This is a genomic window from Pseudomonas sp. A014, assembly GCF_052378495.1.
Taxonomy (GTDB): Bacteria; Pseudomonadota; Gammaproteobacteria; order Pseudomonadales; family Pseudomonadaceae; genus Aquipseudomonas; species Aquipseudomonas machongensis.
In genome coordinates, this window is the sequence record NZ_CP199001.1 from 1744644 (window position 1) to 1771203 (window position 26560).

Annotated in this window: 23 protein-coding genes and 1 tRNA gene; 22 read left to right on the forward strand and 2 right to left on the reverse strand. The window is 63.4% G+C overall.

Annotated features, from left to right (window positions below):
• Positions 1-25 precede the first annotated feature (25 nt).
• From ACTYOL_RS08275 to ACTYOL_RS08300, 6 genes are all read left to right on the forward strand, one after another.
• Positions 26-101: transfer RNA gene (locus tag ACTYOL_RS08275), tRNA-Glu, on the forward strand.
• A gap of 166 nt (positions 102-267) precedes the next feature.
• Entirely contained in the window at positions 268-807 is a 540-nt protein-coding gene (locus tag ACTYOL_RS08280; protein ID WP_054893089.1) for a TetR/AcrR family transcriptional regulator, read from the forward strand.
• A 25-nt stretch (positions 808-832) separates the two neighbouring features.
• Positions 833-1666 carry an alpha/beta fold hydrolase gene (locus ACTYOL_RS08285; protein WP_153773431.1) on the forward strand — a complete coding sequence of 278 codons (834 nt, stop codon included), beginning with the start codon at positions 833-835 and terminating at the stop codon, positions 1664-1666.
• 43 nt (positions 1667-1709) lie between these two features.
• Positions 1710-2144, forward strand: a complete 435-nt coding sequence (locus ACTYOL_RS08290; RefSeq protein ID WP_054893091.1) for an acyl-CoA thioesterase — start codon at positions 1710-1712, stop codon at positions 2142-2144.
• A gap of 51 nt (positions 2145-2195) precedes the next feature.
• Positions 2196-3176 (forward strand): tRNA dihydrouridine synthase, encoded by a 981-nt coding sequence (locus tag ACTYOL_RS08295; protein WP_054893092.1) that lies wholly within the window; start codon positions 2196-2198, stop codon positions 3174-3176.
• A 140-nt stretch (positions 3177-3316) separates the two neighbouring features.
• Positions 3317-3760, forward strand: a complete 444-nt coding sequence (locus ACTYOL_RS08300) for an Hsp20 family protein (RefSeq protein WP_054893093.1) — start codon at positions 3317-3319, stop codon at positions 3758-3760.
• 83 nt (positions 3761-3843) lie between these two features.
• Here ACTYOL_RS08300 and ACTYOL_RS08305 read toward each other — a convergent pair whose 3' ends face one another.
• On the reverse strand, positions 3844-7140 hold the full coding sequence (locus tag ACTYOL_RS08305; protein ID WP_153773430.1) for a bifunctional diguanylate cyclase/phosphodiesterase: 3297 nt from the start codon (positions 7138-7140) through the stop codon (positions 3844-3846).
• Between the two features lie 61 nt (positions 7141-7201).
• Positions 7202-8080 carry a LysR family transcriptional regulator gene (locus ACTYOL_RS08310; RefSeq protein WP_054893095.1) on the reverse strand — a complete coding sequence of 293 codons (879 nt, stop codon included), beginning with the start codon at positions 8078-8080 and terminating at the stop codon, positions 7202-7204.
• A 131-nt stretch (positions 8081-8211) separates the two neighbouring features.
• Between ACTYOL_RS08310 and leuC the strand changes: the two genes are divergently transcribed.
• The 16 genes from leuC (at position 8212) to ACTYOL_RS08390 (ending at position 26405) form a co-directional block, all read left to right on the forward strand.
• Positions 8212-9645: a 3-isopropylmalate dehydratase large subunit gene (leuC, locus tag ACTYOL_RS08315; RefSeq protein WP_125930420.1), complete on the forward strand. Its 1434-nt coding sequence runs from the start codon at positions 8212-8214 to the stop codon at positions 9643-9645.
• Positions 9642-10286 carry a 3-isopropylmalate dehydratase small subunit gene (gene leuD, locus ACTYOL_RS08320; RefSeq protein WP_125930419.1) on the forward strand — a complete coding sequence of 215 codons (645 nt, stop codon included), beginning with the start codon at positions 9642-9644 and terminating at the stop codon, positions 10284-10286. Before leuC ends, leuD begins: the two co-directional genes overlap by 4 nt.
• Positions 10287-10429: 143 nt before the next feature.
• A complete protein-coding gene (locus ACTYOL_RS08325; RefSeq protein WP_200604005.1) occupies positions 10430-11194 on the forward strand; it encodes a class I SAM-dependent methyltransferase in 765 nt (254 codons plus the stop codon).
• A 52-nt stretch (positions 11195-11246) separates the two neighbouring features.
• Entirely contained in the window at positions 11247-12329 is a 1083-nt protein-coding gene (gene leuB, locus ACTYOL_RS08330; protein WP_054893099.1) for a 3-isopropylmalate dehydrogenase, read from the forward strand.
• 64 nt (positions 12330-12393) lie between these two features.
• Positions 12394-13506: an aspartate-semialdehyde dehydrogenase gene (gene asd / locus ACTYOL_RS08335; RefSeq protein WP_054893100.1), complete on the forward strand. Its 1113-nt coding sequence runs from the start codon at positions 12394-12396 to the stop codon at positions 13504-13506.
• A gap of 108 nt (positions 13507-13614) precedes the next feature.
• Positions 13615-14619, forward strand: coding sequence for an aspartate-semialdehyde dehydrogenase (locus tag ACTYOL_RS08340; protein WP_200604006.1), 1005 nt, complete (start codon positions 13615-13617; stop codon positions 14617-14619).
• Positions 14620-14691: 72 nt separating this feature from the next.
• Positions 14692-17349 carry a FimV/HubP family polar landmark protein gene (locus tag ACTYOL_RS08345; protein WP_197889839.1) on the forward strand — a complete coding sequence of 886 codons (2658 nt, stop codon included), beginning with the start codon at positions 14692-14694 and terminating at the stop codon, positions 17347-17349.
• Between the two features lie 95 nt (positions 17350-17444).
• Entirely contained in the window at positions 17445-18299 is an 855-nt protein-coding gene (gene truA / locus ACTYOL_RS08350; RefSeq protein WP_054893103.1) for a tRNA pseudouridine(38-40) synthase TruA, read from the forward strand.
• 60 nt (positions 18300-18359) lie between these two features.
• Positions 18360-18980, forward strand: coding sequence for a phosphoribosylanthranilate isomerase (locus ACTYOL_RS08355; RefSeq protein WP_444757766.1), 621 nt, complete (start codon positions 18360-18362; stop codon positions 18978-18980).
• A 252-nt stretch (positions 18981-19232) separates the two neighbouring features.
• Positions 19233-20126 carry an acetyl-CoA carboxylase, carboxyltransferase subunit beta gene (gene accD / locus ACTYOL_RS08360; protein WP_054893105.1) on the forward strand — a complete coding sequence of 298 codons (894 nt, stop codon included), beginning with the start codon at positions 19233-19235 and terminating at the stop codon, positions 20124-20126.
• Positions 20126-21433 carry a bifunctional tetrahydrofolate synthase/dihydrofolate synthase gene (gene folC, locus ACTYOL_RS08365; RefSeq protein ID WP_444757767.1) on the forward strand — a complete coding sequence of 436 codons (1308 nt, stop codon included), beginning with the start codon at positions 20126-20128 and terminating at the stop codon, positions 21431-21433. Before accD ends, folC begins: the two co-directional genes overlap by 1 nt.
• Positions 21417-22100: an SPOR domain-containing protein gene (locus tag ACTYOL_RS08370; RefSeq protein ID WP_444757768.1), complete on the forward strand. Its 684-nt coding sequence runs from the start codon at positions 21417-21419 to the stop codon at positions 22098-22100. Before folC ends, ACTYOL_RS08370 begins: the two co-directional genes overlap by 17 nt.
• A gap of 195 nt (positions 22101-22295) precedes the next feature.
• Positions 22296-22850, forward strand: coding sequence for a CvpA family protein (locus ACTYOL_RS08375; RefSeq protein WP_054893108.1), 555 nt, complete (start codon positions 22296-22298; stop codon positions 22848-22850).
• Between the two features lie 42 nt (positions 22851-22892).
• Entirely contained in the window at positions 22893-24398 is a 1506-nt protein-coding gene (gene purF, locus ACTYOL_RS08380) for an amidophosphoribosyltransferase (protein WP_054893109.1), read from the forward strand.
• Positions 24399-24423: 25 nt separating this feature from the next.
• Positions 24424-25635 (forward strand): O-succinylhomoserine sulfhydrylase, encoded by a 1212-nt coding sequence (locus tag ACTYOL_RS08385; protein WP_112897765.1) that lies wholly within the window; start codon positions 24424-24426, stop codon positions 25633-25635.
• Positions 25632-26405: an SDR family oxidoreductase gene (locus ACTYOL_RS08390; protein WP_054893111.1), complete on the forward strand. Its 774-nt coding sequence runs from the start codon at positions 25632-25634 to the stop codon at positions 26403-26405. Before ACTYOL_RS08385 ends, ACTYOL_RS08390 begins: the two co-directional genes overlap by 4 nt.
• Positions 26406-26560 lie beyond the last annotated feature (155 nt).

Below are 26560 nucleotides of genomic sequence, written 5' to 3' on the forward strand. Positions count from 1 at the left end.
GAAAATGAATCGGCACGAAGGTTACGTCCCCTTCGTCTAGTGGCCTAGGACACCGCCCTTTCACGGCGGTAACAGGGGTTCGAGTCCCCTAGGGGACGCCATTTTTACCCGTGTTTTACGGGACTTCAAAGGCTCATTCGATTATTGAATGGGCCTTTTGTTTTTCTACCTCTTTAATCTTCCAGGTGCCCGATCAGCGGTACGCGATTTCGCTTGCGAGAAAATATTACATGCGTAATATTTCGATCATCATATTTGGGGGTGCCCATGAACGATAAAAAGACCCGGACTCGCGAGCGTATTCTCGACGCCGCCTGTAGCGCACTGATCCAGCAGGGGCCAGCCGACCCCAGCGTAGGTCAGGTAATGGCTGCAGCAGGCCTCACCGTCGGAGGCTTCTACGCCCATTTCGATAGCAAGGATGAATTGATGCTGGCGGCATTCGACCAGTTGCTCGGTGAGCGACGGGCCTTGCTTTCGCAGGTCGACCCCAGCCTGTCTGGTGCCGAGCGTCGTGCGCTGGCAGCAGCTTTCTATCTGTCGCGCAAGCACCGTGATGCCCATGAGCACGCCTGTCCCTTGCCTAATGCGTTGGGTGAGATGCAGCGTTTGCCCGCAGCCTTTCGCGAAATGTTGGCCGAACACCTCGAGCTTATGACGGCGCAGATGGTCGATCGTCCCGAGGATATCGACAAGGCGTTCGCCGACCTCGCCCTGATGGTCGGCGGCCTGGCCCTGGCCCGAGCCCTGGGCGCTACCGAACTTTCCGACCGTATTCTGCGCGCCGCCAAGTCGGCGGTTATCTGAGCAACCTCAACTCTGGAGCAAGGCGATGACGACCCTGAGCTGGATTCGCAGCGTCAACGGCACCCTCGGCCATCTGGCCCCCGAGCATGTCGCCGGGCGCATGCGGCGCGCCTTCATGACGCCGCGTAACCTGCCTGCGCGGCAGTGGGAGTTGCCGCTATTGGCTTCGGCCGAGCGTATCACCCTGCGCTTCGGTCTTTCGGCCTTGCGCTGGGGCAAGGGGCCGACGGTGCTCCTGATGCACGGCTGGGAAGGGCGGCCCACCCAGTTTGCCGCGCTGATCGAAGCCCTGGTGCAGGCAGGACACACGGTCGTGTCCCTGGAGGGGCCAGCCCATGGCCGTTCGCCGGGGCAGCAGGCGCATGTGGTGCTGTTCGCCCGGGCACTGCTTGAAGCCGCGGCGGAGCTGCCGCCGTTGCGGGCCGTGATCGGTCATTCGATGGGGGGCGCCAGTGTCATGTTGGCCTTGCAGTGGGGCTTGCGTGCCGAGTCGGCGGTGAGCATTGCTGCACCTGCTCAATTGCTCGGGGTGTTGCGCGGTTTTGCCCGGCGCCTGGGGATGCCCAGGCGGGCGCGTGCAGCCTTCATCCGCCAGGTCGAGCGTGATGTGGGCGTGCAGATCGATCGGCTGGATGTCAGTGGCTACCAGCTCGAGTTGCCTGGGTTGGTGGTTCATGCAGCCGACGATGCGCTGGTCGCGGCCAGTGAGGCGCAGCTCATCCACAAGGCCTGGTTCGACAGTCGCCTGTTGCTGCTGGAGGAAGGTGGGCATCAACGGGTGCTGGCTGACCCGCGTCTGGCCCAGGCTGTGCTCGAGCTGCTGGCGCGTACGACGCAACCGGCACGGCAAAGCGCCTGAGCATCCGTTACACTTTGCCCGTTCACTGACTACAGGAGCGGGCATGAGCTGGGATCTGGCAGCGCCATTCATCATCGACCTTCGCGTTGGCACCGAGGATATCGACGGCCTCGGTCATGCCAACAACGCTGTCTACGTCACCTGGCTGGAGCGCTGCGCCTGGCGTCACTCGCAGCGCCTGGGGCTGGATCTGGCCGAGTACCGTCGTCTGGATCGGGCAATGGCCGTGGTGCGCCATGAGATCGACTACCTGGCAGCGGCGTACGAAGACGACGAGCTGCAATTGGCCACCTGGATCATCGACTGGGATCAGCGCCTGCGCATGACCCGTCGTTTTCAGCTCAAGCGCCCACGTGACGGCGTTACCTTGTTGCGCGCGCAAACCACCTTTGCCTGTATCGAACTGTCCAGCGGCAAGCCCAGGCGGATGCCGGCCGAGTTCATCGAGGGCTATGGTCCGGCGCTGATCGGCGCCTGATCGAAGGGCATTTTTTGCTAGACTGCCGCCTTTTCTCGTCGGGACCCTGAAATGCAAATTGCCCTGGCCCCCATGGAGGGGCTGGTCGACAACATCCTGCGCGACGTGCTGACCCGCGTCGGGGGTATCGACTGGTGTGTCACCGAGTTCATCCGTGTCTGTGATCGCTTGCTGCCACCTTCGTCGTTCGACAAGTTGGCACCCGAGTTGCGCAACGGCGCGCGCACGGCTGCCGGCACGCCGATGCGTGTGCAGTTGCTGGGCTCCGATCCGCTGTGCCTGGCGGACAACGCCGCCCTGGCCTGTGAACTCGGGGCGCCGGTAATCGACCTTAACTTCGGCTGCCCGGCCAAGACCGTGAACAAGTCTCGCGGGGGCGCTGTGCTGCTCAAGGAGCCCGAGCTGCTGCATGCCATCGTTCGTGAAGTTCGACGGGCGGTGCCGGCGCAGATCCCGGTGACGGCGAAGATGCGTCTGGGCTTCGACAGCCCGGATGGTGCGCTGGAGTGTGGCATCGCGCTGGCCGAAGGTGGGGCGCAGCACCTGGTGGTGCATGCGCGAACCAAGGTAGAGGGTTACAAGCCGCCGGCTCACTGGGAGTGGGTGGCGCGGGTGCAGGATGTGGTCAAGGTGCCGGTCTTTGCCAATGGCGAGATCTGGACCGTCGATGATTGGCGACGCTGCCGCGAAGTCAGCGGCGCCGAAAACATCATGCTCGGGCGCGGGCTGGTGTCGAGGCCGGATCTGGGCTTGCAGATCGCCGCAGCGCGCGAGGGGCGGGACTACCAGCCGATGGTGTGGAGCGACCTGCTACCGCTGCTGCGCGAGTTCTGGCGCCAGGCGCAGGCCAAATTGTCGCCGCGCTATGCGCCCGGGCGGATGAAGCAGTGGTTGGCGATGTTGACCCGCAGCTACCCGGAGGCGGTGCTGTTGTTTGCCGAGTTGCGGCGCGAGGATGACTGCGCCCGCATCAGCCGGCTGTTGGGCGTCGAGCCAGTGAAAACGGCCTCTTTCACCGAGTGCGTCGCTTGATGTGCAGCTGCATTGTGCGGGGGGAAGATTTTTTCATGAGAGCCCTTGAAAGTCCGTTGCCTGACCTTATCTCTTGAGTACGCGATGCCGAAGTCGGGTCGCGTAGTGACTTACTTGCTGAATCTCAGGAGTTTATGATCATGACTACCGCTTTCTCCCTCGCACCACTGTTCCGCCATTCCGTAGGTTTCGATCGCTTCAATGACCTGTTCGAATCCGCGGCACGTAATGAGGCCGGTAGCAGCTACCCGCCCTACAACGTCGAAAAGCATGGCGATGACCACTATCGCATCGTGGTTGCTGCAGCCGGCTTCCAGGAGCAGGATCTCGACCTTCAGGTCGAAAAAGGCGTCCTGACCGTTACCGGTGGCAAGCGCGAAAATGGCGCTGCCGAAGTCACCTATCTGCATCAGGGTATCGCCCAGCGTGCTTTCAAGCTGTCGTTCCGCCTGGCGGATCACATTGAAGTAAAAGCTGCCGGTCTGGCTAACGGCCTGCTCAGCATCGACCTGCTGCGCATCGTGCCGGAAGAAGCCAAGGCCAAGCGTATTCCGATCAATGGTGAAAAGGCTGCACTGAATTGAATGCACTGAAGTGAATGGAAGGGCACCCTAGGGTGCCCTTTCGCATTTATGGGGCACACCCCTCCCGTAGAGGCAGGCCGCTATTAATAGTCTGCCGGGGTTTCCTGCAAGATCTGGCGAAACTCCGGCAAGGGCAGCGGGCGGCTGTGCAGGTAGCCCTGGTACAGGTAACAGCCCTGTCGCTCGAGAAATTCCAGTTGCTCCGTCAGTTCGACACCTTCTGCTATCACCGCCAGCTCCAGGCTTCGCGCCATGGCCACGATGGCTCGAACGATCTCGGCATCATTGGGGTCGTTGGGCGCGTCACGCACGAAGGTCTGGTCGATCTTCAGGGCATCCACCGGCAGGCGCTTCAGGTAGGTCAGCGACGAATAGCCCGTGCCGAAATCATCCATGGCGAAGCTCACCCCGTAGCGTTTGAGCTCACGCATCTTGTTGATGGTGTCTTCCAGGTTCTGGATGACAATGCCCTCGGTGATCTCCAGTTTGAGCATGCGCCTGGGCAAGCGATAGTCGTCCAGGCTGCGTAGCACTCGTTCGACGAAATCATTCTGGCGGAATTGCCGGGGGCTGATATTCACGCAGAGACTGAAATCGTCGGCACTGATCAGCCCGTCCTCGAGCATGCGCGCGCAGGCGTCGCAGGCTTCGTCAAGGATCCAGCTACCCACCTCGAGTATCAGGCCGCTTTCCTCGAGCACCTGGATGAACTGGGAGGGCGCTTGCTGGCCAAGTTGCGGATGGTGCCAGCGCAAGAGCACTTCGGCACCGACGATGCGGTTGTCGCGGGCGTCCACCTGGGGCTGGAAGTGCAGGGCCAGTTCGCCGCGCGCGAGCGCCAGACGCAGGTCGTTTTCCATGCGCAGGCGCTCGCTGGCCGCCTTTTGCATGGTGGTGTGGAACAGCTGGGTGGTATTGCGTCCGGAATCCTTGGCGCGGTAAAGGGCGATGTCGGCTCGCTTGAGCAGATCGGCCGGGGTGATGCCATGGTCGGGAATCAGTGCCACGCCGATGCTCGGCGTCACCTGCAGGCGCTGGCCGTCCAGCGACATGGGTTCGGCCAGCAGTTCGCGCAGGGTGTCGGCCAACTCGCGAACCTTGCCCTCGACGTGCTCGCGACTCCCCTCGAGACCGCTGAGCAGGACCACGAACTCGTCGCCCCCCAGGCGTGCCACGGTGTCTTCCAGGCGCACGCTGGCTTCGAGGCGGGCGGTGATGATCTTCAATACCGTGTCGCCGACGGGGTGGCCCAGAGAGTCGTTGATGTGCTTGAAGTGGTCCAGGTCGAGGAACAGCAGGGCGCCGCGCAGGTTGTGGCGCTTGAGCAGGGCGATCTGCTGGCTGAGCCGGTCCATCAACAGGGCGCGGTTGGGCAGATTGGTCAGCGGGTCATGGTAGGCCAGGTGGCGGATCTGCGCTTGTGCGTTCTTCAACTGGCTGACGTCGCGGGCGGTCAACAGCAGGCAGTCGGTTTCATTGAGGCTGATCGGCTCGACGGACACCTCGACGGTCAGGATGTCTCCGCGTTTGTTGCGCCCGAGCATCTCCCGGTGGTGTACCCGGCCGCGCTCCTTGAGTTCGGCAAGCAAGGCTGCCCGTTGCTTGTCGTCGGCCCAGATGCCCAGTTCGAAAACGGTACGACCCACTACCTCGATGCTGCTGTAGCCGGTCAGGCGGCAGAAGCCGTCGTTGACTTCGACATAGCGTCCACTGAGCCGTTCGGTGATGGTGATGGCGTCGGGGCTCGAGTGGAAGGCTTTGGCGAACTTCTCCTCGCTGGCCTTGAGTGCCGCCTCGGCGCGCTGCTGCTGGGTGATGTCACGCAGCGTGGTGACGCTGCAGGGCTGGCTGTCCACGGTGATCAGGCGGCTGGAAATCACGCAGGTCAGTGGTGAGCCATTGCGGTGGTTGACCACGACCGCGACATTGCTCAAGGCCTGATCGCGGATCACCCGTTCGATGCGTTGCGCGCGCGCGGACGACTCGGCCCAGAGGCCGATCTGCTCGGCGGTGCGCCCGATGACCTGTTCGGCGTCCCACCCGAAGGTCTGGGTGAAGGCTGGATTGATCTCGATGAACTGGCCCGTATCCTGGTGAGTGACGCAGATCGGGTCGGGGCTGACCTGGAACAGGCTGGCGAACTTCTCTTCCGAGGCGCTCAGGCGTTGCTCGCGCTCGACCTGGTCGGTGATGTCCAGCAAGGTGCCGGCCATGCGCAGTGGGTTGCCATGCTCGTCGCGATAAAGCCGCGCACGGCTTTCGATATAGCGCGATGCGCCGTTCTCCAGCTGGACGCGATAGGTGATCTGGTAGTTACCGGCCGGTCCTTCGCGCAGGCTGCGGTAGGCTTGACGCATGACGCTGCGTTCTTCCTCGGGCACGCCTTCGAAGAAGGCTTCGAAGGACTCATGGAAGGGCACCGGGTCAAGGCCGTGCAGTTGCGCGGCGCGCGCCGAGCCATAGAGCATGCCACTGGGAATGTGCCAGTCCCAGGTGCCCAACTGCGCCGAGTCCAGGGCCAGGTCCAAGCGCTCCTGGCTGTCCTTGAGTGCCTGCTCGGCCCGCTTGCGCTCGGTGGTGTCGACAAAAGTGCTGATCAGGTAGGTGATGCCTTCGAGCTCGATACCCTGGGTGCAGAGGATGCCATCGTGGATGTTGCCGCTGGTGGCACGGAACTGGACTTCCATGATCACCGGGCTGCCACTGTTGCGAGTGGCTTCCAGTACCTGCTGGCGCTGCTCGGGGTGCACCCAGAGGCCGAGTTCCACGCTGGTCTTGCCGACGACCTGGGCGCCGGGCCAGCCAAACATGTCCTCGAAGTGCTGGTTGACCTCGAAGATCATGCCATCGTGGCGGCGGGTCAGGAGGATGGCATTGGGGCTGAGGTGGAAGAGGGTGGCAAAACGCTTTTCCGAGTTGATCAGTGCGGTTTCGCGATCGCGCTGACGGGTGATCTCGCGGATCACGCCGATCATCTGTGGACGGCCATGGCGATCGTGGGTCAGGCTGCCGTTGATTTCCAGCCAGTGCAGGCTGCCGTCCGGCCAGCGGATGCGATGGCGCATGGCCTGCTCCACGGGCTCGCCGTTGACCACGGCGTGGAACAGCTGGCGGGTGCGGGCGCGATCCTCCTCCGGCAGCAGGTCCAGGTAGTCGATATCCGCGGGCAACGGGCGCAGGGGATCGAAGCCGAACAGCGCCTGCGTGCCTCGTGACCAGCTCACCCGGCCGGTTTCGATATCCCACAGCCATGCGCCCAGGCGTGCGCCGTTGAGCGCGGCGAGCAATTGCGGAGCATTCTGCCAGGCCTGCTCGGACTCCTGGGGATCGACCGCAGGGATGCGCGGCAGGCGCGGAAAGCGGTTTGCTGATTTGGGCATCGGTACCAGACCTTTGGCGGATGAAGCGTCCTTGTAAGTGAAATGCCTGGCTGATGGACGGTCAGGCGGACCCCGAGTGGCTGTCGAGCAATGCCATGAACGCCTTTGCCGCATTCGACAGCGTTCGTTCCGTATGCAAAATGTAGCCTAGCTGGCGCGACAGCTGTATGCCGGGCAAGGCGATGGGTGCAACCTGTTCATCGAGCATAGTACGTGGCAGCACGCTCCACGCGAGGCCGATTGAAACCATCATCTTGATGGTCTCCAGGTAGTTGGTGCTCATGGCGATGTTCGGCGTCAGGCCCTGACTCTCGAACAAGCGCTGCACGATGTGGTGGGTAAAGGTGTTGCCGCCGGGGAACACGGCGGGGTGGCGGGCGATATCGGCCAGGCTGACATCGCTATCAAGGGCCAGGGCGTGCTCCGGGGCCGCTACGAAATCCAGGGCGTCGTCCCACACTGGAACGGCCCGGACCAGGTGATGGGGCTCGGGGGCCAGGGTGATCACTGCGATTTCCGCGCGGCCATGGAGAACTTCGTCGTAGGCCGTTTCTGAATCTAGAAACTGAATATCCAGTGCCACGGAAGGGTGCTGTCGGGTGAAAGCCCTTAGCAGCGGGGGCAGGCGGTGCAGGCCGATATGATGGCTGGTGGCCAGGGTCAGGCGCCCGGTAACTTCTCCTGTCAAATTGGTCAGGGCGCGGCGCGTATCATCCAGTACATTGAGGATCTGATAGGCGCGAGGCAGCAGGGCTCGGCCGGCTTCGGTCAAGGTGACCTCACGGCCCAGGCGATCGAACAGGCGTACATCCAGTTGCTGCTCCAGGCCGGCGATGCGTTTGCTGACGGCGGGTTGGGTCAGGTGCAGGCGTTCACCGGCGCCGGAAAAACTTCCGGTTTCGGCGATGGCGATAAAAGCGCTGAGGTTGGCGAGGTCCATGCGCTCGAATTCCTATTGGTTATCCAAAGCATAAAAATTATGAATTTGAGTTATTCAATCTAACCCCATAGCATCGTCCGTACAAGCCAAGGGGTTATTGGCATAGAAAGACGCTGATGAGGAACAGTCTGATGGCTGGCAAAACGCTCTACGACAAACTCTGGGATGCGCACGAAGTCAAACGGCGCGACGATGGCTCGTCCTTGATCTATATCGATCGTCACATCATCCATGAAGTGACTTCGCCGCAAGCTTTCGAAGGCCTGCGCCTGGCCAATCGCAAGCCCTGGCGCATCGACGCCAACATCGCCACGCCCGACCACAACGTGCCGACTACGCCAGAGCGCAAGGGTGGTATCGAGGCCATCGTCGACCAGGTGTCGCGCCTGCAGGTGCAGACCCTGGACGAGAACTGTGACGAATACGGCATCGTCGAATTCAAGATGAACGACGAGCGCCAGGGCATCGTCCACGTCATCAGCCCGGAGCAGGGCGCCACCTTGCCGGGCATGACCGTGGTCTGCGGTGACTCGCACACCTCGACCCATGGCGCCTTCGGGGCCTTGGCCCATGGCATCGGCACCTCCGAGGTCGAGCACGTGCTCGCCACCCAGTGCCTGGTCGCCAAGAAGATGAAGAACATGCTGGTGCGCGTCGAAGGCCAGTTGCCTGTCGGCGTCACCGCGAAGGATATCGTGCTTGCCGTGATCGGCAAGATCGGCACTGCCGGTGGCAACGGCCACGCCATGGAGTTCGCCGGCAGCGCTATTCGCGAGCTGTCGATGGAAGGTCGCATGACCATCTGCAACATGTCCATCGAAGCCGGTGCCCGTGTCGGGCTGGTGGCTACCGATGCGACTACCGTTGCCTATGTCGAAGGCCGTCCGTATGCGCCGAAGGGCGAGGACTGGAAGCGTGCCGTCGAAGCCTGGAAAGACCTGGTTTCCGACGACGATGCCGTGTTCGACACCGTGGTCGAACTCGACGCCGCACAGATCAAGCCGCAGGTCAGCTGGGGCACTTCCCCGGAAATGGTGCTCGCCGTCGACCAGCGCGTGCCGGATCCGGCCGCCGAGGCCGATCTGATCAAGCGTGGTTCGATCGAGCGCGCACTCAAGTACATGGGGCTCACCGCCAACCAGGCGATCACTGATATCCAGCTGGACCGCGTGTTCATCGGCTCCTGCACCAACTCGCGGATCGAAGACCTGCGCGCTGCGGCGGACATCGCCAAGGGCCGCAAGGTTGCCGCTACCGTCAAGCAAGCCATCGTCGTGCCGGGTTCGGGTCTGGTCAAGGCCCAGGCCGAGCGTGAGGGCTTGGACAAGATCTTCCTCGAGGCGGGGTTCGAGTGGCGTGAACCAGGTTGCTCCATGTGCCTGGCGATGAACCCGGACCGCCTGGAAAGCGGCGAGCATTGCGCCTCGACGTCCAACCGCAACTTCGAAGGCCGTCAGGGCGCCGGTGGTCGTACCCACCTGGTCAGCCCGGCCATGGCCGCCGCCGCTGCGGTAACCGGCCACTTCATCGATGTCCGCGAGTTGATCCAAGGGAGCGCAGCATGAAAGCCTTTACCCAGCACACCGGCCTCGTCGCGCCGTTGGATCGTGCCAACGTCGACACCGACCAGATCATCCCCAAGCAGTTTCTCAAGTCGATCAAGCGTACCGGCTTCGGCCCCAACCTGTTCGACGAGTGGCGCTACCTGGACGTGGGCCAGCCCTACCAGGACAACAGCAAGCGCCCGGTGAACCAGGAGTTCGTGCTCAACCACGAACGCTACCAGGGTGCCAGCGTGTTGCTGGCGCGGGAAAACTTCGGTTGTGGCTCCAGCCGCGAGCATGCCCCTTGGGCGCTGGACGAGTACGGTTTCCGCAGCATCATTGCGCCGAGCTTTGCCGACATCTTCTTCAATAACAGCTTCAAGAACGGCCTGCTGCCCATCATCCTCAGCGATGAGGAAGTGGATGAGTTGTTCAAGCAGGTCGAAGCCAACCCGGGCTACCAGCTGACCATCGACTTGCAGGCGCAGGCTGTTACCCGTCCAGACGGCAAGGTGCTGCACTTCGAGATCGATGCGTTCCGCAAGCATTGCCTGCTCAACGGCCTGGACGACATCGGTCTGACCTTGCAGGACAGCGACGCGATCAAGGCCTTCGAAGGCAAGCACCGCGCCACGCAGCCCTGGCTGTTCCGGGATGCCTGAAGCAGGTAGGTGACACTACCGGCCTCTTCGCGGGCGAGCCCGCTCCTACAGATATCGCAAGGCCTGAGGCAATGCTGTACCAGTGGGAGCGGGCTTGCCCGCGAAGAGGCCGGTACAGGCAATAAAACCAAAAGGATTGAATCATGACGGGTACCAGCCACACCGAAGTAGTCCAGCGTCAGTTCGGCGAACAGGCCAGCGCCTACCTCAGCAGCACCGTGCATGCCCAGGGCAGCGAGTTCGCCCTGCTGCAGGCCGAACTGCAAGGGCAGGGCGCTGCTCGCGTGCTGGACCTGGGCTGTGGCGCCGGTCATGTCAGTTTTCACGTGGCGCCACTGGTGGCCCAAGTCGTGGCATACGATCTTTCCCAGTCGATGCTTGACGTGGTTGCCAAGGCCGCCAGCGAGCGTGAGCTGGCCAATATCGTCACCGAGCGCGGTGCCGCCGAGCGTCTGCCGTTCGCCGACGCGTCGTTCGAATTCGTCTTCAGCCGTTACTCGGCACACCACTGGAGCGACCTGGGCCTGGCACTGCGTGAAGTGCGTCGGGTGCTCAAGCCGGGTGGCGTGGCGGCGTTCGTCGATGTCATGTCGCCGGGCAGCCCGTTGCTCGACACCTACCTGCAAAGTGTCGAAGTGCTGCGCGACACCAGCCATGTACGCGATTATTCTGCCGCCCAGTGGCAGCGTCAGGTCAGCGAGGCAGGGCTGTTCACGCGCAGCCATAGCCGCCAGCGCCTGCGCCTGGAGTTCGCATCCTGGGTGGAGCGCATGCGTACTCCCGAACCGATGCGTGTGGCCATCCGCCAGTTGCAGCAGGCGATGGGCGAGGAAGTGCGGCAGTATTACCAGATCGAAGCTGATGGCTCCTTCAGCACGGATGTCCTGGTGCTGTGGGCCGAGCGATAGAGTTTCCGGCGTGGCTGACCGAGCCGCGCTGTTTGAATGAATAGAGGAAAGCATGAGCAAGCAGATTCTGATTCTCCCAGGTGATGGCATCGGTCCGGAAATCATGGCCGAGGCGGTCAAGGTGCTGGAGCTGGCCAACGACAAGTTCGGCCTGGACTTCACCCTGGAGCACGACGTGATCGGTGGTGCGGCCATCGACAAGCACGGCGTACCGCTGGCTGACGAAACCCTGGAGCGCGCGCGCAAGGCCGATGCCGTCCTGCTCGGCGCCGTCGGCGGGCCGAAGTGGGACAAGATCGAGCGTGATATCCGTCCTGAACGCGGTCTGCTGAAGATTCGTGCGCAACTGGGCCTGTTTGCCAACCTGCGTCCGGCGATCCTCTATCCGCAACTGGCTGACGCTTCGTCGCTCAAGCCCGAGATCGTCTCCGGGCTGGACATCCTCATCGTCCGCGAGCTGACCGGCGGCATCTACTTTGGTGCTCCGCGTGGCCAGCGCGAGCTCGAAGGTGGCGAGCGCCAAGCCTATGACACGCTGCCCTACAGCGAGAGTGAAGTGCGCCGTATCGCCCGCGTGGGCTTCGACATGGCTCGCGTGCGCGGCAAGAAACTGTGCTCGGTGGACAAGGCCAACGTCCTGGCTTCCAGCCAGCTGTGGCGCGAAGTGGTCGAAGACGTCGCCAAGGACTACCCGGACGTCGAGCTGAGCCACATGTACGTCGACAACGCCGCGATGCAACTGGTGCGCGCACCCAAGCAGTTCGACGTCGTGGTGACCGACAACATGTTCGGTGACATTCTGTCGGATGAGGCTTCCATGCTGACCGGTTCCATCGGCATGCTGCCTTCTGCTTCGCTGGATGCCGACAACAAGGGCATGTACGAGCCTTGCCACGGTTCGGCGCCTGACATCGCAGGCCAAGGTATCGCCAACCCGCTGGCGACCATCCTCTCCGTATCGATGATGCTGCGTTACAGCTTCAACCAGCAGGCCGCTGCCGAGGCGATCGAGCAGGCTGTGAGCCTGGTGCTGGATCAGGGTCTGCGCACCGGTGACATCTGGTCGGCCGGTTGCACCAAGGTCGGTACGCAGGAAATGGGCGACGCAGTAGTCGCAGCGCTGCGGAATCTGTAATCTCTCTGGCCCGCCATCGTTTCCCTTCGGTGGCGGCCCACTTTTTAGCAAAGGTGTAGTTGCGATGAAACGTGTAGGTCTGATCGGTTGGCGCGGTATGGTCGGTTCCGTGCTCATGCAGCGGATGCTGGAGGAGCAGGACTTCGACCTTATCGAGCCGGTGTTCTTCACCACCTCCAACGTGGGTGGCCAAGGCCCGAACGTGGGCAAGGATATTGCTCCGCTCAAGGACGCTTATTCGATCGAAGAGCTCAAGACCCTCGACGTGATCCTGACCTGCCAGGGCGGCGACTACACCAACGAGGTCTTCCCCAAGCTGCGTGAAGCCGGCTGGCAGGGTTACTGGATCGACGCTGCCTCGTCCCTGCGAATGCAGGATGATGCAGTCATCATCCTCGACCCGGTCAACCGCAAGGTCATCGACCAGCAGCTGGACGCCGGCACCAAGAACTACATCGGCGGCAACTGCACCGTCAGCCTGATGCTGATGGGCCTGGGCGGGCTGTTCGAAGCTGGCCTGGTCGAGTGGATGAGCGCCATGACTTACCAGGCGGCCTCCGGTGCCGGTGCGCAGAACATGCGCGAGCTGATCAAGCAGATGGGGGCAACCCATGCTGCGGTGGCCGACGATCTGGCCAACCCGGCCAGCGCGATCCTCGACATCGACCGCAAGGTTGCCGAAGCCATGCGCAGCGAAGCCTACCCGACTGAAAACTTCGGCGTGCCGCTGGCTGGCAGCCTGATCCCGTGGATCGACAAGGAACTGCCGAACGGGCAGAGCCGCGAAGAGTGGAAGGCTCAGGCCGAGACCAACAAGATCCTTGGCCGCTTCAAGAGCCCGATCCCGGTCGATGGCATCTGCGTACGTATCGGTGCCATGCGCTGCCACAGCCAAGCGCTTACCATCAAGCTGAACAAGGATGTGCCGATCGCCGATATCGAAGGCATGATCAGCCAGCACAACCCATGGGTGAAGCTGGTGCCGAATCAGCGTGAGATCAGCATGCAGGAACTGAGTCCTACCAACGTGACCGGTACCCTGAACATTCCGGTCGGCCGTCTGCGCAAGCTGAACATGGGGTCCCAGTACCTGGGCGCCTTCACTGTCGGCGACCAGTTGCTGTGGGGCGCTGCCGAGCCGCTGCGCCGCATGTTGCGGATTCTGCTGGAGCGTTGATCGCCTCAAGTTGATCGAAAACCCGCGCTGGAGACAGCGCGGGTTTTTTGTTTGTGCGGCAATCAAGTAAAGTGCCGCTCCCGCCGTACCCGCAGAAGGAGCCAAACCATGAGCCAACCCCTAGATATCGCCGTCGTCGGCGCCACCGGAAGTGTCGGTGAGACCCTCGTGCAGATTCTCGAGGAGCTGGAGTTCCCGGTCGCGACCCTGCACCTGCTGGCCAGTATGGAATCTGCCGGCAGCAGTGTGATGTTTGCTGGCAAGAATGTGCGAGTGCGTGAGGTGGACAGCTTCGACTTCGCCCAGGTCAGGCTGGCGTTCTTCGCCGCCGGTGCTGCAGTCAGCCGCAGCTTTGCGCAGAAGGCGCGCGAGGCCGGCTGCTCGGTGATCGACCTGTCTGGCGGGCTGGATGACGCGCTGGCGCTGGTGCCGGAGGCCAATGGCGAAGTCGTCGACAGCCTTGAATTGCCAGCCTTGCTGGCCAGCCCAAGCAGCGCCGCTGTCGCGCTGGCCGTCGCGCTGGCGCCGCTCAAGGGGTTGCTGGATATCGAGCGGGTCCAGGTAATGGCCTGCCTGGCTGTTTCGTCCCAGGGGCGTGAAGCGGTGAACGAGTTGGCGCGGCAGACGGCCGAGTTGCTCAACGCCCGCCCGTTGGAGCCGCGTTTCTTTGATCGCCAGGTGGCGTTCAACCTGTTGGCGCAGGTGGGGACTACCGATGAGCAGGGGCATGCAGCGCTGGAGCGTCGCCTGGTCAGCGAGTTACGTACGCTGCTGGGCTTGCCTGAGCTGAAGATTTCCGTGAGCTGCGTTCAAGTCCCGGTGTTTTTCGGCGATAGCTTCAGTGTGACGGTGCAGAGTCGCCAGTCGGTCGATCTGCAATCGGTCAACCAGGCGCTGGACGCCGCTGCCAGCGTCGAGCGTGTGGAAAATGACGATTATCCGACACCCGTCGGTGACGCAGTGGGGCAAGACGTGGTCTATGTTGGTCGTGTACGCCATGGCGTCGACGAGGATCAGCAGCTCAACTTGTGGCTGACCACCGACAACGTGCGCAAGGGTGCGGCGCTCAACGCCGTACAATTGGCGCAATTGTTGATAAAAAAAATGGCGTAAAAGATACTGGCCAGCAATTTTGTCCTACACCACTGGCAGGTTTTTAGGACGATTCATACAAGGGAAGAGGTCATGCTTCGAATTCGCAAACTGGTTCTGGCCATCGCGGCCGCCTCGGCGCTGTCGTCCGGCATGGCCAATGCCCTTGGCCTGGGGGAGCTGACCCTCAAGTCGGCGCAGAACCAGCCGCTGGATGCCGAGATCGAGTTGCTCGATGTGCGCGACCTCACCGCCGCTGAAGTGGCGCCAAGCCTGGCCCCTCCCGAGGAGTTCGCCAAGGCTGGGGTGACGCTGCCCGCTTATCTGGAAGACCTGACGTTCACGCCGGTGATCAACCCCAACGGTCGCAGCGTGTTGCGCGTGACTTCCAGCAAGCCGCTGCCGGAGCCGGTGGTCAAGTTCCTGGTTCAGGTGATGTGGCCCCAAGGGCGGCTATTGCGTGACTACAACGTGGCGCTCGACCAGCCGCAGCAGGCCAGCGCCAAGCCTGCCCAGGGCGCCATCAGCCCGGCAGTGAGCGCCGCCAGCTACACGACTCGCCAGCGCGACACGCTCTGGCAGATCGCTGCACGCAACACCCACGGCGGTTCGATCCAGCAGACCATGTTGGCGATCCAGGCCCTGAACCCCGATGCCTTCATCGGCAATAACATCAACCAGCTCAAGACCGGTCAGGTCCTGCGCCTTCCAGACGAGCAGCAGATCCGCAGCATTGCCCAGGGTGAGGCGATCCGCGAGGTTTCCGAGCAGTACGCCGCCTGGCGCGAAGGTCGGCGCCTGGGGCCGCGTGCGCGACAGTTGGACGCCACCCGTCGGGGTGCTGCCGAAGCCGCGCCTGCACGTATCGCCCAGGGCGATAACCTGCGGCTGGTTGCGCCCGGCACACAGACCGGGGCCGACAGCGCCAAGGCGCTGAGCGACAAGCTGGCCGTGGCCCAGGAAAGCCTGGATACCAGCCGCCGCGACAACGAAGAACTCAAGAGCCGGATGACCGACCTGCAGAGCCAGCTGGACAAGCTGCAGCGTCTGATCGAATTGAAGAACGACCAGTTGGCGCGTCTCGAGGCGCAAGGGGCCGCCGAGCCTGCAGCACCTGTAGCCGCGACGCCGCCCGTCGAGCCGGTGGTCAACGCCCACTTGGCCCCTGCCGAACCTGCGGTCACGCCGCCGCCTGCAGCAGCGGATACTGCGCCGCAAGCAGCGGCGGCGCCGGAGCAGCCACCGAGTGCACTCGACGAACTGCTGGGCAATCCGCTGTTGCTGGCGCTATTGGCGGGCTCGGCCTTCCTCGTGTTGCTGCTGCTGTTGCTGCTTCTGGCGCGCAAGCGCAAGGCCCAGCAGGAGGCTGAGAAGCACCTGCGCATGGCCCGAGCCTTGGCCGAGGAAGGTGAGCGCGGTCCTGATCTGGACCTGCCGCCCAGCAGCTTCGATGGACTGGATGTCTCGGCGCCGAGCGTGACCTTGTCGCCTGCCGTGGTGGCGGCCTCCGCTGCAGCCGCGGCGGCGGCGGAAAAGCCAGTCGTTGCCAGTGCGCCGACTGATGCCGATCCGCACGCGACGCTATTGGCCGAGGTCGACGAGAGCGTCGCCAAGGGGCGCTTGAATCACGCAGCTACTCTGCTGGAACCGGTGGTGGCTGCCGAGCCGCAGCGCAGCGACCTGCGCCTTAAATTGATGGAAGTCTACGCTCGCCAAGGCGATCAGGACGCGTTCGTCGGCCAGGAGCGCCAGTTGCCCGGCACACCTGAGAACCAGGGCGAAGTCGAGGGGCTCAAGCAACGTTATCCGGCCATGCTCGGGGTTGCGGCGGCAGGGCTCGGCGCGGCTGCGCTGGCTGCGGAGATGGACGAGCAGTATGTGCAGGAGCTGCTCCAGGACCACGAGGCGGCACCTGTCGCAGAGCCCGAGCCGGTTGTCGACGAAGCGGTGGCCGCGGCGCCCCAGCCAGAGCCTGTGCTGGACAGCGTGCCAGAGCTCGATGAGGTGCCCGTCACCGCCACGGACGATCTGGACAGTGCGTTTGACCTGAGTCTGGACGATGACCTCGCGCTTGATGACTCGCTCGATGCCCCGGTGCTGGATGCACCTGACGCGACGCAAGCGCCCGAGGTCGTGGTTGAGCCGGCGGTGCAGGCCGAGCCGGCCGTCGAGAGCGATGCCGACGACGATTTCGAGGCATTGCTGGCCCAGGCTCAGGCGCAATCCGAGCCACAAAGCCTGGATGATCTGGCGGACTTCGATCTGGATGTCGGTGAGCCGGCCGTAGCCGCGCCGCCTGCTGCCGAGCCGGAGGCGCCCGTGGATGTCGCCGCCGAGCTGGCTGCATTCGACGAAATTCCGGAATTCGACCCCATTTCCGAACTCGAGCTGCCGGACGACTTCGACCTGTCGTTGTCGCTGGATGACGAATCGCCAGCCGACAAGCACTTCGCCTCGGAACTCAGTGACGTCAACGCCGAGCTCGACAAGTTGTCGCAGAGCCTGGCATCGCCGTCGTTGGAGCCGCACTTCACCGCCGAGGATGCGGCGCTCGAGCCCGGAGCCCTGGATGACCTGGACTTCGACTTCTTCTCCGGCACCGACGAAGTGGCGACCAAACTCGACCTGGCTCGGGCCTACATCGACATGGGCGATCACCAGGGCGCCCGCGATATCCTCGACGAGGTGGTCAAGGATGGCGACGACGGCCAGCGCCAGGAGGCGCAGGACATGCTGTCGCGTCTGGTCTGACGCGTAGCTTGCCCTGATCGGACAACGGCAGCCCTGTGGGCTGCCGTTGTCGTTATAATGGCCGCCTTTTCGTTTCATCCACAGGTTTGGCTTTCTTGGACATCAACGACATCGACGCGGCCGAATCGGCGGCCGAAGGGTACTCGCGCATCGCCCTGGGCGTGGAATACAAAGGTTCGCGCTACCGCGGCTGGCAACGCCAGGCCAGCGGTGTGCCCAGTGTCCAGCAGGCGCTGGAGCAGGCATTGTCGAAGGTCGCCGACTCGCCGATCAGTGTGATGTGCGCCGGGCGCACCGACGCTGGCGTTCACGGCTGTGGCCAGGTGGTGCACTTCGATACCCGCGCCGTGCGTGACGAACGTGCCTGGACCCTGGGCACCAACTTCAACCTGCCCCATGACATCAGCGTGGCCTGGGCACGGACGATGCCGGCGCACTTCCATGCGCGGTTCAAGGCCACTGCCCGGCGTTACCGCTACGTCATCTACAACGATCCCATCCGTCCGGCGCACCTGGCCGAAGAGGTAACCTGGAATCACCGCCCGCTGGATGTCGCGGCGATGGCCGAGGCCGCCGAATACCTGCTCGGCACCCACGACTTCAGCGCATTCCGGGCCAGCCAATGCCAGGCCAAGTCGCCGATCAAGCATATCCACCACCTGCGCGTTACCCGCCATGGTCGGATGATCGTCCTCGACGTGCGCGCCACGGCTTTCCTGCATCACATGGTGCGCAATATCGCCGGTGTGCTGATGACCATCGGTGCCGGCGAGCGCCCTGTGCAATGGGCCCGCGAGGTGCTGGAGGGGCGCAACCGTCGGGAGGGGGGCGTGACGGCGCATCCTTATGGCCTGTACCTGGTGCAGGTGGAGTATCCGGAAGAGTTCGCCCTGCCGCAGCGTTACATCGGCCCACACTTTCTTACCGGCTACGAGGCGTTGGCAGACTGACGGGCGAAACGTCATTTGCTAACATCCGGCCTTTCACCGATCACTCAAGGTTCGTCGTCCATGAGCAACGTCCGCACCAAGATCTGCGGGATTACCCGCATCGAAGACGCGCTGGCCGCCGTCGAGGCCGGTGCCGATGCCATTGGCTTCGTCTTCTATGCCAAGAGCCCGCGCGCGGTGGATGTGCGCCAGGCGCGGGCGATCATCGAGCAGTTGCCGCCCTTCGTGACCACGGTGGGGCTGTTCGTCAACGCGTCACGCTGTGAGCTGAACGAGATCCTCGAGGTGGTTCCACTGGACCTGCTACAGTTCCACGGCGACGAAACCCCCGCCGATTGCGAAGGCTATCACCGCCCATGGATCAAGGCCCTGCGAGTGCGCCCCGGGGATGATCTCGAGGCTGCCTGCCAGCAGTACTCCGGCGCCCGTGGCATTCTCCTGGACACCTACGTGGCTGGTGTGCCGGGGGGGACTGGCGAAGCCTTCGATTGGTCGCTGGTGCCGGCGCGCTTGAGCAAGCCGATCATCCTCGCGGGTGGGTTGTCGGCGGACAACGTCGGTCAGGCCATCGTCCAGGTCAACCCCTATGCGGTGGACGTCAGTGGCGGCGTCGAGCAGGCCAAGGGCATCAAGGATGCCAGCAAGATCGAAGCCTTCATGCGCGCGGTCCGCGCGGAGTGACGGCGGATGTGACGGTTGGCGGCGTGCCATCGTCCATAGCTATCGCAGCCCGGTGCTGCCCGGCTGGCCCCGTGGGGCTGGTCATCAGAACACGCGACGCCAGGGGCGTCGGCGTACAGGTTGAAGGTGGAGTGGTGCGCGGGTGGTCCCTGTGACCGGTCCATCGTCGTTTAGAACACGAATTTGAGCTCAAGGGTCGGGGCAGGGCAGGCGACAGCAAGCCCGCCACCGGCCAAAACGGGAGAATAGAGCATGAGCAACTGGTTGGTAGACAAACTGATCCCTTCGATCATGCGTTCCGAGGTGAAGAAGAGCTCGGTGCCGGAAGGCCTGTGGCACAAGTGCCCGGCTTGCGAAGCCGTGCTGTATCGTCCGGAGCTGGAAAAAACACTCGACGTCTGCCCCAAGTGCAACCATCACATGCGTATCGGCGCCCGTGAGCGTATCGACATCTTCCTCGATGTCGAAGGCCGCGCCGAGCTGGGCGCTGACCTGGAACCGGTCGATCGCCTGAAGTTCCGTGATGGCAAGAAGTACAAGGATCGCCTGACCGCCGCGCAGAAGCAGACCGGCGAGAAGGACGCGCTGGTCTCGGTCAGCGGCACACTCATGGGCATGCCGATCGTGGTCAGCGCCTTCGAGTTCTCCTTCATGGGTGGTTCGATGGGTGCCATCGTCGGCGAGCGCTTCGTGCGCGCAGCCAACTACGCCCTGGAAAACCGTTGCCCGATGATCTGTTTCTCCGCCTCCGGCGGTGCGCGCATGCAGGAAGCGCTGATCTCGCTGATGCAGATGGCCAAGACCTCGGCGGTGCTGGCGCGCCTGCGTGAAGAAGGCATCCCGTTCATCTCGGTACTGACCGACCCGGTCTATGGTGGTGTGTCCGCCAGTCTTGCGATGCTGGGTGATGTCATCGTCGGTGAACCGAAGGCGCTGATCGGCTTCGCCGGCCCGCGTGTGATCGAGCAGACCGTGCGCGAAAAACTGCCGGAAGGCTTCCAGCGCAGCGAGTTCCTGCTGGAGCATGGTGCCATCGACCTGATCATCTCCCGTCATGAGCTGCGTCCACGCCTGGCCCGCCTGCTGGCACAGATGACCGGCCAACCGACTCCCGAGCAGGCAAAAGAAGCGGCCGTCGTCGCGTGATGAGCCAGCGTACCCTGGGCGAGTGGCTCGCATACCTCGAGCAGTTGCACCCTTCGGCCATCGACATGGGCCTGGAGCGTTCACAGCAGGTGCTGGCGCGCCTCGCGCTCGGTCGGCTGGCGCCGAGGGTGGTGACGGTCACCGGCACCAACGGCAAGGGTTCGACCTGTGCGTTCATCGCCTCGTTGCTGCGTGCCCAGGGCTTGAAGGTCGGCGTGTACAGCTCGCCGCACCTGTTGCGTTACAACGAGCGGGTGCTGATCGATGGCGTCGAAGCCAGCGATGAGTGTCTGTGCGAAGCCTTCGCCGCCGTCGAGGCGGCGCGGGGCGAGATTTCCCTCACCTACTTCGAGATGGGTACATTGGCGGCCTTCTGGCTGTTCCAACAGTCGCAGCTCGATGCCGTGGTGCTCGAAGTGGGCCTGGGTGGCCGGCTGGACACCGTGAACGTGGTGGACGCCGACATGGCGCTGGTGACCAGCATCGGTGTCGACCATGTCGATTACCTGGGTGATACCCGTGAACGGGTGGCCTTCGAGAAGGCTGGCATCTTCCGTGCGGGCAAGCCGGCGCTATGTGGCGACCTGGACCCACCGCAGCCGCTGCTGGACAAGGCAACAGAACTCACTGCGCCGCTGTTCCTGCGTGGCCGTGAGTTCGACCTGGACAGCGCCGAAGGCCGCTGGAGCTGGCGTGGCACCACGACCGATGGTCAGTCGGTGGCGCTGCATGACCTGCCGCTGCTCGACCTGCCCATGGAAAACGCTGCCCTGGCACTGCAGGCCTACCTGCTGATGGGCTTGCCGTGGCAGGCCGAGCAGGTTCGCCGGGCGTTGCTCGATACCCGCATTACCGGTCGCCTGGACCGTCGCCAGTTGACCTGGCAGGGCAAGACGGTGGAGCTGCTGCTGGATGTCGGGCACAACCCGCATGCCGCCGAGTACCTGGCCCGCCGCCTGTCCGCGCGTCCGTTGAAGGGGCGTCGGTTGGCGGTGTTCGGCCTGCTCGCCGACAAGGACCTGGAAGGCGTGATCGCGCCACTGCAGGGCCTGGTCGACGACTGGGCGGTAGCCCCCCTGGATACCCCGCGCAGTCGTGCGGCTGCCGAACTGGCCACTGCCTTGACGAACCAAGGTGCTACGGTGAAGTCTTATGCCAGTGTCGCCGCTGCCCTAGAAGGGCAGTGTGCACAGGCAACGGCGGATGACCAGATCTTGCTGTTCGGTTCGTTTTTCTGCGTCGGCCAAGCCCTGGAATGGCTCGAGCGGCAGGTCCCGGAGGATGGAGTAGATGGCAGTGCTGGATAAAGGGATGAAGCAGCGCATGGTCGGTGCGCTGGTGCTGGTGGCGCTGGCGGTGATCTTCCTGCCGATGCTGTTCACCCGCGAGGACGAGATGCGCCAGGTGCGCGTCGAGGCGCCACAGGCGCCGGCCATGCCAAGCCTTCCCGACGTCAAGGTGGAGCCTGTGCAGGTGCCGGAGCCTCAGGCGCTGCCTGATCCCTCGGAGCAACCGCCGGTGGTGGTCGATGAGTCCACTGCACCGGTCAGCGCGCCAAGCCAGCCGATCACGCCGTCACCTGCGCAGGTCGCCCAGGTGCCGGTGGCCAAGTCGCCAGCCCCAGCGCCTGCCGCTAAAGCTGAAGCGCGCCCGGTGCCGCCTGCCACTCCCGCACCTGCTGCCACCGCCAGTGTAAGCAAGCCGGCGGCAGCGTCGAAGATCGACGCCAACGGCCTGCCGGTGAGCTGGTCGATCCAGCTGGCCAGCCTGTCCAATCGCGCTGGGGCCGATAACCTGCAGAAGACGCTGCGCAGCCAGGGCTACAACGCCTACATCCGGTCGGCTGACGGCATGAACCGGGTGTTCGTCGGCCCACTGATCGAGCGTGCCGAAGCCGAGCGCCTGCGTGATGTGATCAACCGCCAGCAGAATCTCAAGGGTATCGTGGTTCGTTTCCAGCCGGAACGAGGCTGAATCCGAGCGGCCCTGCCAGATCAGCGCATTGACGCCGGTCGGGCGGGGCCGTTTTTCGTTCGATTCCAGCCTTCGCGAGCGCTACAAAGTTGTCCTGAAAGTCAAGCTGCAGGCCTTCAACGACCTGACATTCCGCTTACCCCAAGCCCTCCGCTCTGTTAAAATGCGCCGCCTCAAACGTCTGCAGGCAGCACCGTGGCATTTACCTGGGTAGATTGGGCGATCATTGCGGTCGTCGCCGTTTCCTCACTGATCAGTCTCAAGCGCGGCTTCGTCAAGGAAGCCTTGTCCTTGCTCATCTGGATCATTGCCGGCGCGGTCGCCTGGATGTTCGGCGGGTCGCTGTCGCAGTACCTGGAGAGCTATATCCAGACACCCTCGGCACGGATCATCGCCGGGTGTACCATTCTTTTCGTCGCCACCCTGCTGGTGGGGGCGATGATCAACTTCCTCGTCGGCGAGCTGATCCGCGTGACCGGGCTGTCCGGCACCGATCGTTTCCTCGGCATGGTGTTCGGCGCCGCGCGCGGGGCCTTGCTGGTGGTGGTGGCCGTCGGCTTGCTCAGCCTGGGCCCGGTGCAACAGGATCCGTGGTGGCAGGAATCACGCCTGATACCACAATTTCTATTGGTCGCTGACTGGTCGAAGAACCTGATTCTCGGTTTCGCCGGTCAGTGGATGTCCAGTGGGATCAGCTCTCCAGTTGATCTTCCGTTCAAGGAACAGCTGCTCGGTCCATCCCGGCCCTGAGCGCTTTTCACTCAAGTTTCGTCAAAGTAGGGGTTGCGTCGCATGTGTGGCATCGTCGGTATCGTCGGTAAGTCGAACGTCAATCAGGCGCTGTATGACGCGCTAACGGTCCTCCAGCACCGCGGCCAGGACGCTGCCGGTATCGTGACCAGCCATGACGGCCGGTTGTTCCTGCGCAAGGATAATGGCCTGGTGCGCGACGTCTTCCAGCAGCGCCACATGCAGCGCCTGGTCGGCCACATGGGCATCGGCCACGTGCGCTACCCGACCGCGGGCAGCTCCACCTCGGCCGAGGCCCAGCCGTTCTACGTCAACTCGCCGTATGGCATCACCCTGGCGCACAACGGCAACCTGACCAACGTCGAGCAGTTGGCCAAGGAGATCTACGAGTCCGACCTGCGTCACGTCAACACCAATTCCGACTCGGAAGTGCTGCTCAACGTGTTCGCCCATGAGCTGGCCGTACGTGGCAAGCTACAGCCGACCGAGGAGGACGTGTTCGCGGCGGTCTCCCATGTGCACAGCCGCTGTGTCGGTGGCTATGCGGTGGTGGCGATGATCACCGGCTACGGCATCGTCGGCTTCCGTGACCCCAACGGCATTCGTCCGGTGGTGTTCGGCCAGCGCCACACCGACGAAGGCGTCGAGTACATGATCGCCTCCGAAAGCGTTGCTCTGGACGTCCTCGGCTTCACCCTGATCCGTGACCTGGCGCCAGGCGAGGCCGTGTACATCACCGAAGAAGGGCAGATGTACACCAAGCAGTGTGCCAACAACCCGAAACTGCAGCCCTGCATCTTCGAGCATGTCTACCTGGCTCGTCCTGACTCGATCATGGATGGTGTCTCGGTGTACAAGGCGCGTCTGCGCATGGGCGAGAAGCTGGCCGAGAAGATTCGCCGCGAGCGCCCGGAGCACGACATCGACGTGGTCATCCCGATCCCGGACACCAGCCGCACCGCGGCCCTGGAGCTGGCCAACCACCTGGGTGTGAAGTTCCGCGAAGGCTTCGTCAAGAACCGCTACATCGGCCGTACCTTCATCATGCCCGGCCAGGCCGCGCGCAAGAAATCGGTACGCCAGAAGCTCAATGCCATCGAGCTGGAATTCCGCGGCAAGAACGTGATGCTGGTGGATGACTCGATCGTACGCGGCACCACCTGCAAGCAGATCATCCAGATGGCCCGTGAAGCCGGCGCGAAGAACGTCTACTTCTGCTCCGCGGCGCCGGCTGTGCGTTACCCCAACGTCTACGGCATCGACATGCCGAGCGCTCACGAACTGATCGCCCACAACCGTACCACCGAACAGGTGGCCGAGTTGATCGGCGCCGACTGGCTGATCTATCAGGACCTGCCGGACCTGATCGAATCGGTCGGTGGCGGCAAGATCAAGATCGAGCACTTCGATTGCGCGGTGTTCAACGGTGAATACGTTACCGGCGACATCGACGATGCCTACCTGGACCGTATCGAACAGGCTCGCAACGATGCGGCCAAGGTCAAGACCCAGGCTGTCAGCGCGATCATCGACCTGTACAACAACTGACTTTGGGCTTTTTAGGAGTAACGGCATGACGGATCAATGGGATGCCGGACGGCTGGACAGCGACCTGGAGGGTGTCGGTTTCGACACCCTGGCAGTGCGTGCCGGTCAGCACCGTACGCCCGAGGGCGAGCACAGCGAAGCGCTGTTCCTGACCTCCAGCTATGTCTTCCGCACGGCCGCCGATGCGGCTGCGCGTTTCGCCGGTGAAACGCCGGGCAACGTTTACTCACGCTACACCAACCCGACCGTGCGTGCCTTCGAGGAACGCCTGGCGGCCATGGAAGGTGCGGAGCAGGCCGTGGCGACGTCCACCGGCATGGCGGCGATTCTCGCCGTGGTCATGTCGCTGTGCAGCGCCGGCGACCACGTGCTGGTGTCGCAGAGCGTGTTCGGCTCGACCATCAGCCTGTTCGAGAAGTATTTCAAGCGCTTCGGTGTGCAGGTGGACTATGTGCCGCTGGTCGATCTTGGTGGTTGGAAGAACGCCATCAAGGCCAATACCAAGCTGCTGATCGTCGAGTCGCCGTCCAACCCGCTGGCGGAGTTGGTGGATATCGGCGCACTGGCCGAAATCGCCCACGCCGGTGGCGCGATGCTGGTAGTGGACAACTGCTTCAGCACGCCGGCGCTGCAGCAACCGCTCAAGCAGGGGGCCGATATCGTCTTCCACTCCGCGACCAAGTTCATCGACGGCCAGGGCCGCAGCATGGGCGGCGTGGTTGCCGGTCGTGCCGAGCAGATGAAGGAAGTGGTGGGCTTCTTGCGTACCGCGGGGCCGACCCTCAGCCCGTTCAACGCCTGGATTTTCACCAAGGGCCTGGAGACCCTCAAGCTGCGCATGCGTGCGCACTGCGAGAGCGCGCAGGCCTTGGCTGAATGGCTGGAACAGCAGGAGGGTGTGGAAAAGGTGCATTACGCCGGCTTGCCAAGCCACCCACAACACGAACTGGCCAAGCGCCAGATGAGTGGCTTCGGCGCGGTGGTCAGCTTTGAGGTCAAGGGCGGCAAAGAGGGTGCCTGGCGCTTTATCGACGCCACTCGGGTGATTTCGATCACCACGAACCTGGGTGACAGCAAGACCACCATCGCCCATCCGGCGACCACCTCCCACGGTCGTCTGAGCCCGCAGGAGCGTGAGGCGGCCGGCATCCGTGACAGCCTGATTCGTGTTGCGGTGGGGCTTGAGGACGTCGCCGATCTGCAGGCCGACCTGGCGCGTGGGTTGGCAGCGCTGTGATCGACTGGACAGGTGGCGAGCCAGACCATAACGGTCGGGTGGCCTTGGTAACCGGTGCCGCCCGCGGCATCGGCCTGGGCATCGCCGCCTGGCTGATCTGCGAAGGTTGGCAGGTGGTGTTGAGTGACCTGGACCGCCAGCGCGGTGCCAAGGTTGCCAAGACCCTGGGCAGCAACGCCTGGTTCATCGCCATGGACGTCTCCGACGAGGCCCAGGTCAGCGCTGGTGTGGCCCAGGTGCTGGGCCAATTTGGGCGTCTGGATGCGCTGGTGTGCAACGCGGCCATCGCCAACCCGCACAACCATACGCTCGAGAGCCTGAGTCTTGCGCAATGGAATCGTGTATTGGCGGTCAACCTCAGTGGCCCGATGCTGTTGGCCAAGCACTGTGCGCCTTACCTGCGCGCGCATGGCGGGGCGATCGTCAACCTGGCCTCCACACGTGCACGTCAGTCGGAGCCGGACACCGAGGCCTATGCCGCAAGCAAGGGCGGGCTGCTGGCACTGACCCACGCCCTGGCCATGAGCCTGGGGCCGGAGATCCGGGTCAACGCCGTCAGCCCTGGTTGGGTCGACGCCCGCGATCCGTCCCAGCGCCGCGCCGAACCCCTCACCGAAGCCGACCACGCCCAGCATCCAACGGGCAGGGTAGGGACGGTGGAGGATGTTGCGGCACTGGTGGCCTGGCTGTTGTCGCGTCAGGCCGGATTCGTCACCGGCCAGGAATTTGTGGTCGATGGCGGCATGAGCCGCAAGATGATCTACAGCTGACGCGCCACTTGCCGCTATGCAAAGCAAAAGGAGCCGACAAGGCTCCTTTTTCGTTCTGACGCTTTTTCAGGTTTTTGAAAAAAAATTCAACGGGGCTATTGACTTAGCATCGGTACCTGCGTAAATTTCGCGGCCTCAGCGAAGCAAACGCAACA

Excerpts from the sequence above, each read along its gene's own strand:
- ACTYOL_RS08295 (WP_054893092.1), top strand. The coding sequence starts at position 2,196 with ATGCAAATTGCCCTGGCCCCCATGGAGGGGCTGGTCGACAACATCCTG.
- asd (WP_054893100.1), top strand. The coding sequence starts at position 12,394 with ATGAAACGTGTAGGTCTGATCGGTTGGCGCGGTATGGTCGGTTCCGTG.
- leuD (WP_125930419.1), top strand. The coding sequence starts at position 9,642 with ATGAAAGCCTTTACCCAGCACACCGGCCTCGTCGCGCCGTTGGATCGT.
- leuC (WP_125930420.1), top strand. The coding sequence starts at position 8,212 with ATGGCTGGCAAAACGCTCTACGACAAACTCTGGGATGCGCACGAAGTC.
- ACTYOL_RS08325 (WP_200604005.1), top strand. The coding sequence starts at position 10,430 with ATGACGGGTACCAGCCACACCGAAGTAGTCCAGCGTCAGTTCGGCGAA.
- ACTYOL_RS08345 (WP_197889839.1), top strand. The coding sequence starts at position 14,692 with ATGCTTCGAATTCGCAAACTGGTTCTGGCCATCGCGGCCGCCTCGGCG.
- ACTYOL_RS08285 (WP_153773431.1), top strand. The coding sequence starts at position 833 with ATGACGACCCTGAGCTGGATTCGCAGCGTCAACGGCACCCTCGGCCAT.
- ACTYOL_RS08385 (WP_112897765.1), top strand. The coding sequence starts at position 24,424 with ATGACGGATCAATGGGATGCCGGACGGCTGGACAGCGACCTGGAGGGT.
- ACTYOL_RS08310 (WP_054893095.1), bottom strand. The coding sequence starts at position 8,080 with ATGGACCTCGCCAACCTCAGCGCTTTTATCGCCATCGCCGAAACCGGA.
- accD (WP_054893105.1), top strand. The coding sequence starts at position 19,233 with ATGAGCAACTGGTTGGTAGACAAACTGATCCCTTCGATCATGCGTTCC.
- ACTYOL_RS08370 (WP_444757768.1), top strand. The coding sequence starts at position 21,417 with ATGGCAGTGCTGGATAAAGGGATGAAGCAGCGCATGGTCGGTGCGCTG.
- ACTYOL_RS08300 (WP_054893093.1), top strand. The coding sequence starts at position 3,317 with ATGACTACCGCTTTCTCCCTCGCACCACTGTTCCGCCATTCCGTAGGT.
- purF (WP_054893109.1), top strand. The coding sequence starts at position 22,893 with ATGTGTGGCATCGTCGGTATCGTCGGTAAGTCGAACGTCAATCAGGCG.
- folC (WP_444757767.1), top strand. The coding sequence starts at position 20,126 with ATGAGCCAGCGTACCCTGGGCGAGTGGCTCGCATACCTCGAGCAGTTG.
- leuB (WP_054893099.1), top strand. The coding sequence starts at position 11,247 with ATGAGCAAGCAGATTCTGATTCTCCCAGGTGATGGCATCGGTCCGGAA.
- ACTYOL_RS08340 (WP_200604006.1), top strand. The coding sequence starts at position 13,615 with ATGAGCCAACCCCTAGATATCGCCGTCGTCGGCGCCACCGGAAGTGTC.
- ACTYOL_RS08355 (WP_444757766.1), top strand. The coding sequence starts at position 18,360 with ATGAGCAACGTCCGCACCAAGATCTGCGGGATTACCCGCATCGAAGAC.
- ACTYOL_RS08305 (WP_153773430.1), bottom strand. The coding sequence starts at position 7,140 with ATGCCCAAATCAGCAAACCGCTTTCCGCGCCTGCCGCGCATCCCTGCG.
- ACTYOL_RS08290 (WP_054893091.1), top strand. The coding sequence starts at position 1,710 with ATGAGCTGGGATCTGGCAGCGCCATTCATCATCGACCTTCGCGTTGGC.
- ACTYOL_RS08280 (WP_054893089.1), top strand. The coding sequence starts at position 268 with ATGAACGATAAAAAGACCCGGACTCGCGAGCGTATTCTCGACGCCGCC.